Below are 15,681 nucleotides of genomic sequence, written 5' to 3' on the forward strand. Positions count from 1 at the left end.
CGGCTGCAAGGTCCATCTCACCGAGACGTGCGAGCCGGACGCGGTGCATCTGGTCACGAATGTGACCACCACCGTTGCCACCGTCCCCGACGACCCGATGGCCGCCGTCGTCCACACCGGCCTCGTGAGACGAGGCCTGCTGCCGGACGAACACCGGGTCGACGCCGGCTACACCAACTCCAGCGCCCTGGCCGCCGCCCGCATCGATCACGAGGTCGACCCGCACGGGCCACTGCCGCCGGTGACTGTCGCCCAGGCCCGCGGCGAGGGCGCCCACGGACAGAACGCCTTCACCATCGACTGGGACAACCAGCACGTGACCTGCCCGAACGGCATTACCAGCACCCAGTGGCACCACCGCCGCTCCGAAGAACAACCGCCCGTGATCCGGGCCCGGTTCTCGCCTGCCGACTGCCGCACCTGCCCCAGTCTCCGGGACTGCGTCAGCTCGCCGAAAGCCCAGCGCAGGGAGATCACCCTTCGGCCCCGGCACGAGTACGAAGCCCTCCACCAGGCCCGGCAGCTACAGGCGACCGACGAGTGGAAGGACCGCTACAAGATCCGTGCCGGGGCCGAAGGAACCATCTCCCACGGAGTGCAAGCCTGCGGCCTGCGCAGATCCCGCTACCGCGGACTCGGCAAGACCAGCCTCCAGCACCAGCTCACCGGCGCCGCGATCAACCTCACCCGCATCAACGCCTGGCTCACCGACACACCCCGCGCCCGCACTCGGACCAGCCCACCGGCAGCACTTCGCCCCGCCGCATAACGACGGGGCGAAGTATCAGAGCCAGGGATTCGCCAACAGCGTCGTTCGGCCGGACCGGCCCCCGTGGGGAAGGTTTCGCCTCCCTGGGCCGGGAGGCCACCGCTTCAGGTGTGATCGGTTACTGCATGACGGCCATGGCGAGCGCACGGCGGGCGCGCAGCGAGGCGCGCTCCGCCCGGCGCTGCATCCGCCGGGCGGTGGCCAGGCGCATGGCCCGGCGCTCCCGCGCGGCGTCATGCAGGCGCTCGTGCATATGCGCACGGGCCAGGGCTTCTGGGATGAGTTGCATCTCTCGGGTCCTGTTCTTCTGACGCGAACCGGTCGCGCCGTTCGTGGTGAAGTCTTGGGTCGCGGAGCCGGTGGGCTCGCTGGTGGACGGCGTCATCGGGGCCTGCTTCTTGGGGTCGTGCGTGTGGGGGCGATCGATCGTTCCTGCGGTGTTCATGCCGCGACCGGGTTCTTGCGCGGGCGGCCACGCGGCCGCTTCCGGGCGACGACGACACCCTGGATGAACAGCTCGCCACCCCAGACGCCCCAGGGCTCACGCCGCTCCTTGGCGCCGGCGAGGCAGGCCTCCATCAGCGGGCAGGTGCGGCACAGGGACTTGGCGTACTCGACGTCCGCGGGCGACTCGGCGAAGAAGACCTCCGGGTCGTAGGAGCGGCAGGGGACGGGTACGCCGAGGTTCTCGATGGCGTCGTCGAGCGCGGTGAGCGCGGTGAGGGGGAGCAAGGTGGAGTCCTCCGTGAGGCCGGGCGGGGGGAGCGTGTGTGAAGGCGGTACGGACGGGGCGTGCGCTTCGAGTTGCACGGTGTGTCTTCCTCGTCTGGTCGTTCCGGCCGGTTGACCGGGTGTCGGCTTGGTACCGGGTTCTTTACTTGTCCCGAGGCCCCTTCGCTTCGTCGTCCACGTTGGTGGACAAACAGAAGGGCCGCGGATCCCGGATGGGGTTCCGCGGCCCTGAAGGCGCCGGCCTGATCGACTGTCAGGCTGGATCACTCCAGGGTTCTGGCCCACGGAAGGCCCACATCTGGTGGTGCTGCGTCGTCTGCTTCCGGAATCCGGCACCGGCTGCCGCAAAGGCATAGGCGTGTGCCTGTGCCGCTACCGCTTCCGGTGCCTTGGTCGGTCGCTCATTGCGCTCGACGGGAAGACCCGCGAGAGACAGGGGGGACGCCGGACGGACGGCACGGATGCCGGACAGACCGGTGCCCTTGTTCGAGGCGCCGAGCATGCACAGGGAGACGGTCGGGCGATCGGTCATTTTGGCCGCGCTGCTGAAGCTGGTGTTGATGCTGATCACTGGACTCGCCTCCTCTCGGCGTCTTGGGGACTGGGGTGAACCAGTCCGTCGGGTATGCAAGTACATCACGGCATCGGGGCCTCGGAGAAGGCCGCCGCTTCCGTGCTTAGAACCTATGGGGATTGCCGGGGCATGCGCAAACTATTTTTTCGACGAGTTCGCATCAGTCGCCCTCGCACCCGTACCCAACCTCCTGACCTGCGCAGATGGCCAGAACATCGGCTCCGTAGCGCTGCAGCTTACGGGTGCGGACACCGGGGATGCGGGACAGTTCGGCCGGGCTGTCCGGCCGGGCCTCGGCGATGGCCATGAGGGTCCGGTCCGTGAAGACGCAGAAGTCCGGCTGTCCGCTGTCCCGGGCCTGGACGGCCCGCCACTCCCGCAGCCGTTCGTACAGGCCCTCGTCCATGTCGGACGGGCAGTCCGCACAGCGCATCAGCTTCATCTCACCGGCGTCGGTGAGCGTGCGGCCGCAGACCCGGCACCGGGCCGGGGTGCGCTGGGTGCGCCGCGGGACGGCCGGGGCGCTGCCCGGGGCGCCGCGCACGATGCCCCCGGTGCCGCCGGTGCCGCCGGGTCCCGCGCGGCCGACGGTGGCGGTCGAGCCGGGGCGCAGGCCGTCCAGGAAATGGCTGGGTCTGCGGTGGGCACGGCCGCCGGGCGAGCGGGACAGGGACCAGGACAGGTGCAGCCGTTCCCTCGCGCGGGTCACGCCGACGTAGAGGAGGCGGCGCTCCTCCTCGATCTGCTCGTCCGTCTTCGCGTAGCTGATCGGCAGCATGCCCTCGGCGACGCCGACCAGGAAGACGACGTCCCACTCCAGGCCTTTGGCCGCGTGCAGGGAGGCCAGGGTGACGCCCTGGACTGTCGGGGCGTGCTGGGCGTTCGCCCGCTCGTCCAGTTCGGTGACGAAGTCGGCGAGGGTGGCCCCCGGGCGGGTGGCGGCGACGTCGCGGGCGAGGTTGACCAGGGCGGCCAGCGACTCCCAGCGCTCTCTGACGGCTCCGGAGCCGGCCGGGGGCTGGGTGGTCCAGCCCTCTCCGGAGAGCACGGCACGCACCTGCGAGGGCAGGTCGACGACGTCGTCCAGCAGCGCGTCGTTGCCCCCGAAGCGGGCGGCGCCGCGCAGGGCGACACCGGCCTTGCGCACCTCGGGCCGGTCGAAGAAGCGCTCGGCGCCGCGCAGCTGGTACGGGACCCCGGCGTCGGCGAGGGCCTGCTCATAGGTCTCGGACTGGGAGTTCGTACGGAACAGGACGGCGATCTCGGCGGCCGGGACACCGGCGTCGATCAGTTCACGGATACGGCGGGCCGCGCCTTCGGCCTCGGCGGGCTCGTCGGTGTACTCGGTGTAGCCGGGGTCGGGGCCCGCGGGGCGCTGGGAGACCAGTTCCAGCCGGTGGTCGGCGGCGCGGCCGGCGGCCTGGGCGAGCAGCCCGTTGGCGAGGCGGACGACCTGGGGGGTGGAGCGGTAGTCGCGGACCAGCTTGACGACGGTGGCGCCGGGATGGCGGACGCGGAAGTCGAGGAGGTGGTCGGGGGTTGCTCCCGTGAACGAGTAGATGGTCTGGCTGGCGTCGCCGACGACGCACAGGCTGTCGCGGTCGCCGAGCCACAGCTCCAGCAGCCGCTGCTGCAGGGGACTGACGTCCTGGTACTCGTCGACGACAAAGTGCTGGTACTGGGAACGGACCTGTTCGGCGATGTCGTGCCGGTCCTGGAGGACGGCGACGGTCAGCAGCAGGACGTCCTCGAAGTCGATGACCGCGCGCTCGCGCTTGACGTCTTCGTACGCCGTGTAGAGGTGGGCGATCTCGGCCGGGTCGCGCGGGGCCTCACGGCCGGCCTTCACAGCCGCGTACGCGTAGTCGGCGGGAACCGTCTGGGTGACCTTGCACCACTCGATCTCGGCGGTGACGTCCCGCAGCTCGCCCCGGTCCAGGCGCACGTTGCAGGCGGCGGCGGCGTCGGCGACGAGCTGGATCTTGCGGTCGACGAGCCGGGGCATGCCGCCACCGATCGCTTTCGGCCAGAAGTACTGGAGCTGGCGCAGCGCCGCGGAGTGGAAGGTGCGGGCCTGCACACCGTGGGCACCGAGCTGGCGCAGCCGGCCGCGCATCTCACCGGCGGCGCGGTTGGTGAAGGTGACGGCGAGCACGCTGGACGGGGGGAGGATCCCCGCGCGGACCCCGTAGGCGATGCGGTGGGTGATCGCGCGGGTCTTGCCGGTGCCCGCTCCGGCCAGCACGCACACCGGCCCGTGCAGGGAGGTGGCCACCTCGCGCTGCTCGGGGTCGAGCCCTTCGAGCACCGCGTCGGCAGAGTCCGGTGCCTGCGGGAAGAGGGGGGAGTGCGTTGCTGCTGTCACATGGCCATGCTGCCAGGTCGCCCGGGACTGCCGCGCCGGTTGTCCACAGGCAGGGGCTCGCGGTCGTACTAATGCGGCAGGCGTCAAAGCCGCCGGGCAGGAATCCGGACGGCCCGGACGGTACGGATGGTCCGGATGGTCCGGACGGATGGGGATACCCCCGGCGGGAATGCCGGCCGGATCCCTTACGTTTGCCTTTCGGACGACTTCCCCGAGCGGCCTTGAGGAGCGCGAGAGACATGCAGGGCACTGTGACGATGTACAGCACGACCTGGTGCGGTTACTGCCGGCGGCTGAAGAGCCAGATGGACCGCGAGGGCATCGCGTACACCGAGGTCAACATCGAGCAGGACCCCGCGTCCGCCGCCTTCGTGGAGAAGGCGAACGGCGGCAACCAGACGGTTCCGACCGTGCTCTTCGAGGACGGCTCGACGCTGACGAACCCGTCGCTGGCCCAGGTGAAGCAGAAGCTCGCCGCGTGACGCTCCGCGGGTTGCCGCGGTGACCATCAATGGCAGGGCGGTCCCTGAGAGATCAGGGACCGCCCTGTTGTGTGTGGTCCCGCATCAGCTGTGGCCGGTCCCGTACCGGCGTGCGGGCTCTCAGGGTCAGAAGGAGGTCCGCGTCGGCAGTGGCCGGCCGTACCACTTCTCGATCAGCCGGGCGGCGATGGAGATGCCGTACGGCGGCAGGACCTCGCCGGACTCGAAGGCCGCGTGGAGTTCCTCGCGGGAGAACCAGCGGGCCTCGTGGATCTCGTCGCCGTCGACGTCGATCTCGGTGGTGGTGGCGCGGGCCATGAAGCCGAGCATCAGGCTGGACGGGAAGGGCCAGGGCTGGCTGGCCACGTAGTCGGCGTGGCCGACGACGACGCCGACCTCCTCGAAGACCTCGCGGCGCACCGCCTGCTCGATGGACTCGCCGGGCTCGACGAAGCCGGCGAGCGTGGAGAAGCGGCCCTCGGGCCAGTGGACCTGGCGGCCGAGCAGGATGCGGTCGTCCTCGTCGGTGACCGCCATGATCACGGCCGGGTCGGTGCGCGGGTAGTGCTCGGCGCCGCAGGCGGGGCAGCGGCGGATGTGGCCGGCGGCCGCGATGACCGTGCGCTCGCCGCAGCGGGAGCAGAAGCGGTGGGTGCGCTGCCAGTTCTCCAGGCCGACCGCGTGCACCATCAGACCGGCGTCGCGCGGGGAGAGCAGCAGCCCCGCCTCGCGCAGTCCGGCGGGCCGGGCCGACTGGTCGATGCGGCCGGGAAGCGCGTCCTTCTGGAGCGCGAAGTAGCTGACGCCCTCCTCGTCGTTGCCCAGGAAGTAGCGGTGCGCCTCGGTGAGCGGTGCCTCGAAGGAGGGGGTCATGACGAGTTCGGTCCGCCCGTCGGGCGTCTCGTCGATGAGCACCTGGCCGCCGGAGACGACGAAGCAGCGGGTCGTGGGGTGGCTCCACGCCGCCGCGAGCCAGGCCTCGTCGAGCCGGTGGTGGGCGGCGCGGTCGATGCCGCTCGCGGCGGTCAGCGAGATGGGTCGGTCGGCGGTGTGGTCGGTCGAGGTGGTCACAGGTGCTTCCAACTCCCCCAATGGAACGGTTCGTTTCGGCGGGCGGTACGGCAGGGCGTGGGCCGGACGGCACCGTGCGGGCGCGGGCGGGGCGGGTCTTCAGTGTGACCCGCGCGTGGCGCCGTCCCGGACGGTGTCTTCCGGGTCAGGGTGTGCGACGCCAGTTCTCGGCGAGGTCGCTCCACAGGTAGGCGCTGGTCTCCACGCCCTTGAGGAGGAGGTCAAGATCGACCTTCTCGTTCGGGGCGTGCCAGCCGTCGGAGGGGACGGAGATGCCCAGGAAGAGGACGGGGGCGCCGAGGACCTCCTGGAGGTCGGCGGCGGGGCCCGAGCCCCCTTCGCGGGTGTAGCGGACCGGTCCCTGGAAGGCGCGGCCCATGGCGCGGGCCACGGACCGCAGCGCGGGGTGGTCGAGCGGGGTCAGGCACGGGCGCGTGGCGGAGCCGAAGTCGATCTCCAGGCGGATGCCGGCGGGCACCTGCTCGGCGGCCCAGGCGCGGACGGCCTTCTCGATGTGGTCGGGGTCCTGGGCCGCGACGATCCGGAAGGACAGCTTCACGAACGCGGAAGAGGGGATGATCGTCTTGCTGCCGGCCCCCTGGTAGCCGCCGCCGATGCCGTTGACCTCGGCGGTCGGGCGGGCCCAGATGCGCTCCAGGGTGGTGTGCCCGGCCTCGCCGCGGGCGGCGTGGGACTTGGCGGTGCGCAGCCACCGCTCCTCGTCGAAGGGCAGCTCGGCGAACAGTTCGCGCTCGCGGTCGGTCAGCTCGACGATGCCGTCGTAGAAGCCGGGGACGGCCACGCGCGCGTGCTCGTCGTGCAGGGCGGCCACCAGGTGGGCGACGGCCGTGGCCGGGTTGGGGACGGCGCCGCCGAAGGAGCCGGAGTGGATGTCCTGGTCGGGGCCGTACAGCCGGATCTCGCACTCGGCCAGGCCGCGCATGCCGGTGCAGACGGTCGGGGTGTCCTCGGACCACATGCCGGTGTCGGAGACGATCACGGCGTCGGCGGCGAGCCGGTCGGCGCGCTCCACGACGAGGTGGCGGAAGTGCGGGGAGCCGGACTCCTCCTCGCCCTCGATCAGCAGCTTGAGGTTGACGGCGGGGGCGGTGCGGCCGGTGGCGGCGAGGTGCGCGCGGACGCCCAGCGTGTGGAAGAACACCTGGCCCTTGTCGTCGGCGGCCCCGCGCGCGTAGAGGCGGTTCTCCCGGACGACGGGCTCGAAGGGGTCGGTGTCCCAGCCGTCCTCGCGGGCGGCGGGCTGCACGTCGTGGTGGCCGTAGACGAGGACGGTGGGCGCCTCGGGGTCGCCGGAGGGCCACTCGGCGAAGACGGCCGGGGCGCCCGGGGTCGGCCAGACCTCGACGGTCGTGAAGCCGGTGTCACGGAGGCGGGCGGCGAGCCAGTCGGCGCTGCGCCGTACATCGGGGGCGTGGTCGGGCTGGGCCGACACGGAGGGGATGCGCAGCCAGGCGACGAGGTCGTCGAGGAAGGCGGCACGGTGCTGCTCGATGTACGAACGGACGACACTGTCCGGGGTCTGGCTCATGCATACGAGCCTATCGGCCCGCACCGACATCCTCGGCGGGCGATTCGTCACACCCCGGCGGCCCCGATTGGCCGATTCGTACACTTGTGAGCAGTCGCTCCAGGGCGGCCCGGCCGGGCAGGTTCCGCGGCCGTACGACCTCGCCGGTGCGCACGTACACGAAGGCCGCCGTGACCGATTCGAGCGGGACGCCCTGCTGCTCTGCCCAGCCCAGCCGGTAGACGGCGAGCTGGAGCGGGTCGGCGGTGCGGGCGTGGCTGGTCTTCCAGTCGACGATCTCGTAGGTCGCCCCGTCACCCTCGCCGTTCCTGTACACGGCGTCGATCCGGCCGCGTACGACCCGGCCGCCCAGGGCGAGCTGGAAGGGGGACTCGACGCGGTACGGGGTGCGGTGCGCGTACTCGGTGCGCTCGAAGGCCTCCTTGAGGGCTTCGAGGTCACGCTCGTCGGCGATCTCGGCGTCGCTGCCGGGCAGCTCGTCCGGTTCGAGCATCGGCAGCGTCAACTCCTCGAAGCGGGCCTCGACCCACGCGTGGAATCGGGTGCCTCGGCGTGCGGCCGGTTGTGGGGGGCGCGGCATGGGGCGCGCGAGTTCCCGCGCGAGCCCGTCCGGGTCCGCCGCGAGGAGCAACACCTGCGACGCGGTCAGCGTGACCGGCAGGGGTACGTCCGTGACGCTCTGCCGCGCGCGCAGCAGCTCCCCGGCGAGGGCGTCGAGGTCCCGGTCCCAGGACGCGACGGCACGGGCCTCCTCGGGGGTGAGGGGCGCGGGGAGATGCGGGTCGGCGCGGCGGGAAGGGGTGGGCGGGGGCTCGGTGGGACGCGTGTGCGGGGGTTCGGTGGGGGCGGGCGCCTGGTGGGGGACGGTCGGGCGGCCGGCGGCGCGGGGGGTCCGGCCGGTGGGCTCCTGCGCGGGGGCGCCGTCGTCGGAGGGGCGGGCGTGGCTGTGGTCGGGGTCGGAGTCGTACTCGTGCGGGGGCTCGTCGGCGTACGGGTCCTCGTCGTAGGGGTCGGTGTCGTAGGTCTCGGACTCGTAGGGGTCGCTGTCGTACCCGCTCTCGGCGTAGGGGTCCTCGTCGTCCGGGGGTGGGGGCCAGTCGGGGTCGTCGAAGGTGTCGGGGTCGTGGGTGGCCGGCGGGGGGACGTCGGGCTGGGCGGACAGGGCGTCCAGGTGGGCGAGGACGGTCTCGGCGGCGGCGCGGCGGCGGGCCAGGGCCGCGTCGTCCAGGGGCAGCGGCCAGACCTGGTCGGCGCCGGCCGTGTGCAGGGCGGGGTTCTCCTCGCCCTCGGCGGGCTCGTCGACCCAGACCTCGATCTCGCCGTGTCCGGCGACGCAGTGCTCGTACAGAGCCTGGAGGAAGTCGGAGGGGCCGCGTGGCTTCTTCTGACTGGGGCCCCACCAGTGGCCGGAGCCGAGGAGGAGGGAGCGGGGGCGCGTGAAGGTGACGTAGCCGAGGCGGAGTTCCTCGGTGTGCTGGTGCTCCTTCATGGCCTCGTGGAAGGCCTTCATGCCTCGGGAGTCCCAGGATTCGGCGTCGGGCAGTGTGTCGGTGTCGCCGCGCAGGGCGTGCGGGAGCACCTTGGCCTGCGCGGTCCACTTCTCGCGGCCCTGGGCGCTGGGGAAGGTGCCGTTGACCAGTCCGGGGACGGCGACGACGTCCCATTCCAGGCCCTTGGACTTGTGCGCGGTGAGCACCTTGACGGTGTTCTCGCCGCCGGGCAGGGCGTTGTCGAGGCCCTTCTCGTACTGGGCGGCGGTGCGCAGGAAGCCGAGGAAGGCCAGGAGGGTGGCCTCCGCGTCGCCGGCCGCGAAGGAGGCGGCGACGTCCAGGAAGTTGGACAGGGTCTCGCGGCGGCGGGCGGCCAGGGCGTGCGGGGACGCCGACAGCTCGACCTCCAGGCCGGTGACCGCGAGGACGCGGTGCAGGACGTCCATGAGCGGGTCGGCCAGGGAACGGCGCAGGTCGCGCAGGTCGGCGGCGAGGCGGGCGAAGCGCACGCGCGCGTCCGGGGAGAAGGGCAGCCCGTCGTCGTACCCGCCCTCGTCGAAGGGCGTCTCCAGGAAGGTGTCCAGGGCGTCCGCGAGCGATATCACCTCGGACGGGTCGACCCCCTCGACGGCCTCGGCGAGCCTGCGGTCGGGGTCGTCGGTGTCGCGTGCGTGCGCGTGGGTGACGAGCAGTCGCGCGCGACGGCCCAGGAGGGCGAGGTCGCGGGGGCCGATGCGCCAGCGCGGTCCGCTCAGCAGCCGGACCAGGGAGGCGTTGGCCCCGGGGTCCTGGAGGACCTCGCAGACGGCGACGAGGTCGGCGATCTCGGGCAGGTGCAGCAGCCCGGACAGGCCGACGACCTCCACGGGGACGTCCCGGGCGACCAGGGCGCCCTGGATCTCGGCGAAGTCGGTCGCGGTACGGCACAGGACGGCGATCTCGCCGGGTGCCGTGCTGGTGCGCACGAGGTGGGCGAGGGAGTCGGCGATCCAGTCGATCTCCTCGGTGTGCGTGCGCAGCAGGGCACAGCGGACCGTGCCGTCCCGTTCGGCGCCGGGGGCCGGGCGGAGGGCCTCCACGCCCGCGTGCATGGCGCGCAGCGGCTCGGCGAGGCCGTTGGCGAGGTCGAGGAGGCGACCGCCGCTGCGCCGGTTCTCGCTGAGGGCCTGGCGGGTGGCGGGGCGGCCGTCGGCGTGCGCGAAGTGCTCGGGGAAGTCGTCGAGGTTGGCGACGGAGGCGCCGCGCCAGCCGTAGATGGCCTGACACGGGTCGCCGACGGCGGTCACGGGGTGGCCGGTGCCGGCGCCGAAGAGTCCCGCCAGCAGGACACGCTGGGCCACGGAGGTGTCCTGGTACTCGTCCAGGAGGACGACACGGAACTCCTCGCGCAGCAGCCGGCCCACCTCGGGGACGCGGGCGAGGCGGGCGGACAGGGCGATCTGGTCGCCGAAGTCGAGCAGGTCGCGCTCGCGTTTGGCGGTGCGGTAGCGCTGGACGAGTCCGGCCAGTTCGCGGCGGGCGGCGGCGGTCTCGGGCACCTTGCGCAGGTCGGCGTTGGTGAGCTTGGCGCTCTGGAGGGTGTGCAGCAGATCGGCGTCCCAGGCGCGCAGTTCCTGGGGGTCCACGAGGTGCTCGGCGAGTTCGGAGTCGAGGGTGAGCAGGTCGCTGACGAGGTCGGCGAAGGAGCGGGTGAGCGCGGGGTAGGGGCCGGGGGCCTCGCGCAGCACGCGCGCGGCGAGCTGGTAGCGGGTGGCGTCGGCCAGCAGGCGCGAGGTGGGTTCGAGACCGAGGCGCAGGCCGTGGTCGGTGAGCAGCCGGCCGGCGAAGGCGTGGTAGGTCGAGATGACCGGCTCGCCGGGCGGGTCGTCGGGGTCGATGACCTCCGGGTCGGTGACGCCGGCCCTGATCAGCGCCTTGCGGACGCGTTCGGCGAGCTCGCCCGCGGCCTTGTTGGTGAAGGTCAGGCCGAGGACCTGTTCGGGGGCGACCTGGCCGGTGCCGACCAGCCAGACCACGCGGGCCGCCATCACGGTGGTCTTGCCCGAACCGGCTCCGGCCACGATCACCTGCGGGGCGGGCGGCGCGATGATGCAGGCCGTCTGCTCCGGGGTGAACGGGATGCCGAGAAGCTCCTTGAGCTGCTCGGGGTCGGTGATACGGGCGGGCATGTCGTCAGAGGCTAGCGGCGGGCACTGACAACCGGGGACCGATCGGTCTCCCGGGGAGGAAGAAGCGCAGGTCAACGCGTGTGGTGCCGTACGTCACCCTGGCATCTTCCGTACGTCACCCTGGCACCTTCCGTACATCACCCTGGCACCTTCCGTACATCACCCTCGCGTCCGTCCTCCGTCCTCCGTACGCCGCCTCGCCCCCCGGCACAGGTCACTCGACCACGTGCCGCCCCTCGGGGCGGGCGCTGCACGAGGCGCGGAACGCGCAGTGCGTGCAGTGCTGGCCGGTGGTCGGCGTGAACCGCTCGTCGAGGACCTTCCCGGCGGCGGTGGCCAGCAGGTCGCCGACCCACTCCCCGTCCAGCGGCTCCTGGGCCTGCACCTTGGGCAGGCTCTCGCCGCCGTCCCGCTTCGCGGCTCCTTGCCGCAGGTGGACCAGTTCGGCGCCGCCGGGTTCGGGTCGCCGGCCGTCGAAGGCGGTGTCGACGGCGCCCTCGTTCACGGCGAGCTGGTAGACGGCGAGCTGCGGATGGCGGGCCACCTCGGCGGCGCTGGGCGCCTGCTTGCCGGTCTTGAAGTCCACGACGTAGGCGCGGCCCTCGCCGTCCGTCTCCACACGGTCCATCTGGCCGCGGATGCGGACCTCGTAGTCGCCCGCTTCGAGGGTGACGTCGAAGTCCTGCTCGCTGACCACGGGGGTGCGCCCGGTGCGGTCCAGCACGTGCCAGTTCAGGAAGCGTTCGAGCGCCACGCGCGCGTTGTCCTTCTCCTGGTCCGACTTCCAGGGCGCGTCGAAGGCGAGCGCGTTCCACACCGAGTCCAGGCGCTCCATCAGCACGTCGAGGTCGGCGGGGGTGCGGCCGGAGGCGACCTCGTCGGCGAGGACGTGGACGACGTTGCCGAAGCCCTGGGCGGCGGTGGCGGGCGCGTCGGCCTTCACCTCGCGGCCCAGGAACCACTGCAGGGAGCACGTGTTGGCGAGCTGGTCGAGAGCGCTGCCGGACAGGACGACGGGCTGGTCGCGGTCGCGCAGCGGCACCTTGCTCTCGGTCGGCTCGAACATGCCCCACCAGCGGTAGGGGTGCGCGGACGGCACCAAAGGGCGGCCGTCCTCGTCGGCGAGGGCGGCGAGCCTGGCGAGCCGGCGGGCGGCGGCCTCCCGCAGGGCCGCCGAGACGCGCGGGTCGACGGTGGTGGCGCGCAGCTCGGCGACGAGCGCGGCCACCGCCAGCGGACGGCGCGGGCGGGCGGTGACGTCACGGGGGTCGACACCCAGCTCGGTCAGGAAGCGGGAGGGCTGGTCACCGTCGTCGGCGGGTGCCTTCACGGCGGTGACGACGAGACGCTCACGCGCGCGCGTGGCGGCCACGTAGAACAGCCGGCGCTCCTCGGCGAGCAGCGCGCCCGGTGTGAGCGGTTCGGCGAGTCCGTCGCGGCCGATGCGGTCGGCCTCCAGCAGGGAGCCGCGGCGGCGCAGGTCGGGCCACAGCCCTTCCTGGACACCGGCGACGACGACCAACCGCCACTCCAGGCCCTTGGAGCGGTGCGCGGTCATCAGGCGGACGGCGTCGGGCCGTACCGCGCGGCGCGTGAGGGTGTCGGCCGCGATGTCCTGGGCCTCGATCTCCTCCAGGAAGTTGAGGGCACCGCGCCCGCCGGTGCGCTCCTCCGCGCGCGCGGCCGTGGCGAACAGCGCGCACACGGCGTCCAGGTCACGGTCGGCGTTGCGGCCGGCCGCGCCGCCGCGCCGGGCGGCCCGCTCCAGGCGCGCGGGCCACGGTGTGCCGTCCCACAGGTCCCACAGCGCCTCCTCGGCCGTACCGCCGCCGGCGAGACGCTCACGGGCCGTGCGCAGCAGCGCGCCGAGGCGCTGTGCCCCGCGCGCGTACGCCGGATCGTGCGCGACCAGGCGCTCGGGTTCGGCGAGAGCCCGTGCGAGCAGTTCGTCGGACGGCGGCGGCACCGGATTCCCGGCGACCCGCTCCTCCTCCCGCAGGGCACGCCCGAGCCGGCGCAGGTCGGCGGTGTCCATGCCGCCGAGGGGCGAGGCGAGCAGCGTGAGCGCGGTCTCGGCGTCGAGCCAGCGGGGGCCGGGGGTGGGGGCGGCGGGCGGCTGCTCGCCGGCGTCGGGGGAGACCTGTTCGCCTGCGCCCTCGCCAGTTCCTTCGCCTTCACCGGCGCCTTCGTCGGCGTCGGCGTCGGCGTCGGCGTCGGCAAGCGCCCTGAGGGCCGTCAGCAGGGGCGCGACCGCCGGTTCGTGGCGCAGGGGCAGGTCGTCGCCGTCGATGTCCAGGGGGACGCCGGCGGCGGTGAGGGTGCGGCGGAGGGTGGGGATGGTGCGGGATCCGGCGCGCACGAGGACGGCCATGTCGCTCCACGGGACGCCGTCCTCAAGGTGCGCACGGCGCAGGATGTCGGCGATGTTGTCCAGTTCCGCGCCGGGTGTCGGGTACGTGTAGGCCTCGACGTGGCCTCCGTCGCGTACGGCGGCCGGTTCGCGGTGTGCGCGCACCTTGTCGGCGGGCAGCCGGGGCAGCGGCATGCGCTGGGTGATCAGGCGGGTCGCGGCGAGCAGGGCGGCGCCGGAACGGCGGGAGGTGCGCAGCACCTCGACCCGGGCGGGGCGGCCGTCCGCGCGCGGGAAGACCTCCGGGAAGTCGAGGATGCCGTTCACGTCGGCGCCCCGGAAGGTGTAGATCGACTGGTCGGGATCGCCGAGGGCGACCAGGGTCCGGCCGCCGCCTGCCAGGGCGTGCAGCAGCCGTACCTGGGCGGCGTCGGTGTCCTGGTACTCGTCGACGTACACGGCGTCGTACTGGGCGGCGAGCCGGGCCGCGACCTCGGGGCGGCGGGCGAGCAGCACCGCGCGGTGGACCAGTTCCGCGTAGTCGACGACGCCCTGCAGGTCGATCACGTCGAGGTACTCGGCGAGGAACGCGGCGGCGGCCCGCCAGTCGGGGCGGCCGATGCGGCGGGCGAAGGCGTCCAGGGCGCCGGGGCCGAGGCCCAGCTCGCGGCTGCGGGCGAGGACGGCGCGGACCTCGTCGGCGAAGCCGCGCGTGGTCAGGCAGGCGCGCAGCTCGTCCGGCCAGCGCACATGGCCGAGCCCGAGCCGCTCCAGCTCGGGCTGCCCGGCGAGCAGCTCGCGCAGGGTGACGTCCTGCTCGGGGCCGGAGAGCAGGCGCAGCGGCTCGGTGAACAGGCCGGCGTCCTGGTGGGCGCGGACCAGGGCGTAGCAGTACGAGTGGAAGGTGGTCGCCCGGGGCGCGCGGGCCGCGCCGATGCGCAGGGCCATACGGTCGCGCAGGTCGACGGCGGCCTTGCGGCTGAACGTCAGCACCAGGATGCGCTCGGGATCCGCGCCGCGGGCGATGCGCGCGGCTACGGACTCCACCAGCGTGGTGGTCTTGCCGGTGCCGGGTCCGGCGAGAACGAGAAGCGGGCCGCTGCGATGGTCAACCACGGCGCGCTGCGCGGCGTCCAGACCAGGGGGATCCACCGCGGCCGGCGGGGTGTGGACCAGTCGGTAAGCGCCACGGGTCTCCTGCCGCACCGGGGGGTGCGGCAGTCGCCTGGTGGAGGAAGAGGAGCTCACGTGGTTCGCCGGTCCTGGTGGTCTTGCTGGTGGGCAGGCGGCCACGCGCGCGAGGCGGTGACCGCGGGGGTGAGGGAGACACGTGCAGCCGACGCTACGCCGCCGCACCGGGCCGAAGCAGGGCTTCCGCTTCTTCCCTCGCGGCGCTCGCGGCTCTCGGGCCACGCGGGCCCCTCGTCTCACGAACGTACGTCATGCCACGGACGTCCCCCGTGTCCCTCGTACGGACCACAGGCTCTCTCCCGGGGCACCGGATGGCGGAAGCTGTCAGGTGTGACCCTCTGTGCCCGTGTCCCGCGCGGCCGCGCCCATGCCGCCGACGGCCACGCCACCCGCGGCGATGTCCCCTGCGGCCATGTCGCCCGCGGCCATGTCGTCCGCGCCCGTGTCGCCGTCCCACCGCGCCCGCCGCATGTCGAGCCGCGGCAGATGGCCCTCGCCGCTCCGGCTCGCCTGCTTCAGCGGGGTGCCCTCCGCGCGGTAGTGGCCGAGCGCCTCCAGTTCGTGGCCGGGCAGCAGCACCCCGTCGGAGCGCACCACGCGCCACCACGGGACCGCGCCGCCGTAGAGGGCCATCACCCGGCCCACCTGACGCGGCCCGCCCTCCTCGAGCCACTCCGCGACGTCCCCGTACGTCATGACGCGGCCGGGCGGGATGCCCTCGGCGACGTCCAGGACCCGCTCCGCGTACTCGGGAAGCGCGTCCGTGTCCTCGGCAGGGGTCCGCTCGCTCATTCGTCCCATCCTGCCCCACGGCACCGACAACGGGGTCCGGCCTCGGCCGGGCCCGGCCTCTCGCACCCGGCGGCCCTTCCGGCAGACTGTCGGCCCCGCATCTGCACCCTGATGCCTGCGCGTGTCGGCGGGGCATGCCACCATCGTG

General features: G+C 73.2%; 10 protein-coding genes and 1 pseudogene. 2 read left to right on the plus strand and 9 right to left on the minus strand.

Annotated elements, in window-relative coordinates:
- A partial coding sequence (locus tag ACGFYV_RS25165; RefSeq protein ID WP_393880709.1) for a transposase occupies positions 1-769 on the plus strand: 769 nt, incomplete at its 5' end.
- Between the two features lie 118 nt (positions 770-887).
- On the opposite strand, the gene ACGFYV_RS25170 is transcribed toward ACGFYV_RS25165, so the two are convergent.
- The 4 genes from ACGFYV_RS25170 to ACGFYV_RS25185 form a co-directional block, all read right to left on the minus strand.
- On the minus strand, positions 888-1,214 hold the full coding sequence (locus ACGFYV_RS25170) for a hypothetical protein (protein ID WP_393880710.1): 327 nt from the start codon (positions 1,212-1,214) through the stop codon (positions 888-890).
- Positions 1,211-1,579, minus strand: coding sequence for a WhiB family transcriptional regulator (locus tag ACGFYV_RS25175; RefSeq protein WP_393880711.1), 369 nt, complete (start codon positions 1,577-1,579; stop codon positions 1,211-1,213). Before ACGFYV_RS25175 ends, ACGFYV_RS25170 begins: the two co-directional genes overlap by 4 nt.
- Before the next feature lie 175 nt (positions 1,580-1,754).
- Positions 1,755-2,072 carry a hypothetical protein gene (locus ACGFYV_RS25180; RefSeq protein WP_393880712.1) on the minus strand — a complete coding sequence of 106 codons (318 nt, stop codon included), beginning with the start codon at positions 2,070-2,072 and terminating at the stop codon, positions 1,755-1,757.
- Between the two features lie 163 nt (positions 2,073-2,235).
- On the minus strand, positions 2,236-4,440 hold the full coding sequence (locus ACGFYV_RS25185; protein WP_393880713.1) for an ATP-dependent DNA helicase UvrD2: 2,205 nt from the start codon (positions 4,438-4,440) through the stop codon (positions 2,236-2,238).
- 239 nt (positions 4,441-4,679) lie between these two features.
- Here ACGFYV_RS25185 and ACGFYV_RS25190 point away from each other — a divergent pair, with 239 nt between their 5' ends.
- The gene (locus ACGFYV_RS25190; RefSeq protein ID WP_393880714.1) at positions 4,680-4,922 is read left to right on the plus strand and encodes a mycoredoxin; all 243 of its coding nucleotides are present in this window, start codon (positions 4,680-4,682) and stop codon (positions 4,920-4,922) included.
- Between the two features lie 126 nt (positions 4,923-5,048).
- Here ACGFYV_RS25190 and nudC read toward each other — a convergent pair whose 3' ends face one another.
- The 5 genes and pseudogenes from nudC to ACGFYV_RS25215 all read right to left on the minus strand — a co-directional run.
- Positions 5,049-5,993: an NAD(+) diphosphatase gene (gene nudC, locus ACGFYV_RS25195; protein ID WP_393880715.1), complete on the minus strand. Its 945-nt coding sequence runs from the start codon at positions 5,991-5,993 to the stop codon at positions 5,049-5,051.
- Positions 5,994-6,138: 145 nt separating this feature from the next.
- A complete protein-coding gene (locus ACGFYV_RS25200; protein ID WP_393880716.1) occupies positions 6,139-7,542 on the minus strand; it encodes a dipeptidase in 1,404 nt (467 codons plus the stop codon).
- A 10-nt stretch (positions 7,543-7,552) separates the two neighbouring features.
- A complete protein-coding gene (locus ACGFYV_RS25205; protein WP_393880717.1) occupies positions 7,553-11,200 on the minus strand; it encodes a UvrD-helicase domain-containing protein in 3,648 nt (1,215 codons plus the stop codon).
- Between the two features lie 214 nt (positions 11,201-11,414).
- The gene (locus tag ACGFYV_RS25210) at positions 11,415-14,798 is read right to left on the minus strand and encodes an ATP-dependent helicase (RefSeq protein WP_393880718.1); all 3,384 of its coding nucleotides are present in this window, start codon (positions 14,796-14,798) and stop codon (positions 11,415-11,417) included.
- 375 nt (positions 14,799-15,173) lie between these two features.
- A pseudogene (locus ACGFYV_RS25215) lies at positions 15,174-15,542 on the minus strand (MGMT family protein); the annotation flags it as partial.
- Positions 15,543-15,681 lie beyond the last annotated feature (139 nt).

Source organism: Streptomyces sp. NPDC048297, from assembly GCF_043201585.1.
Taxonomy (GTDB): Bacteria; Actinomycetota; Actinomycetes; order Streptomycetales; family Streptomycetaceae; genus Streptomyces.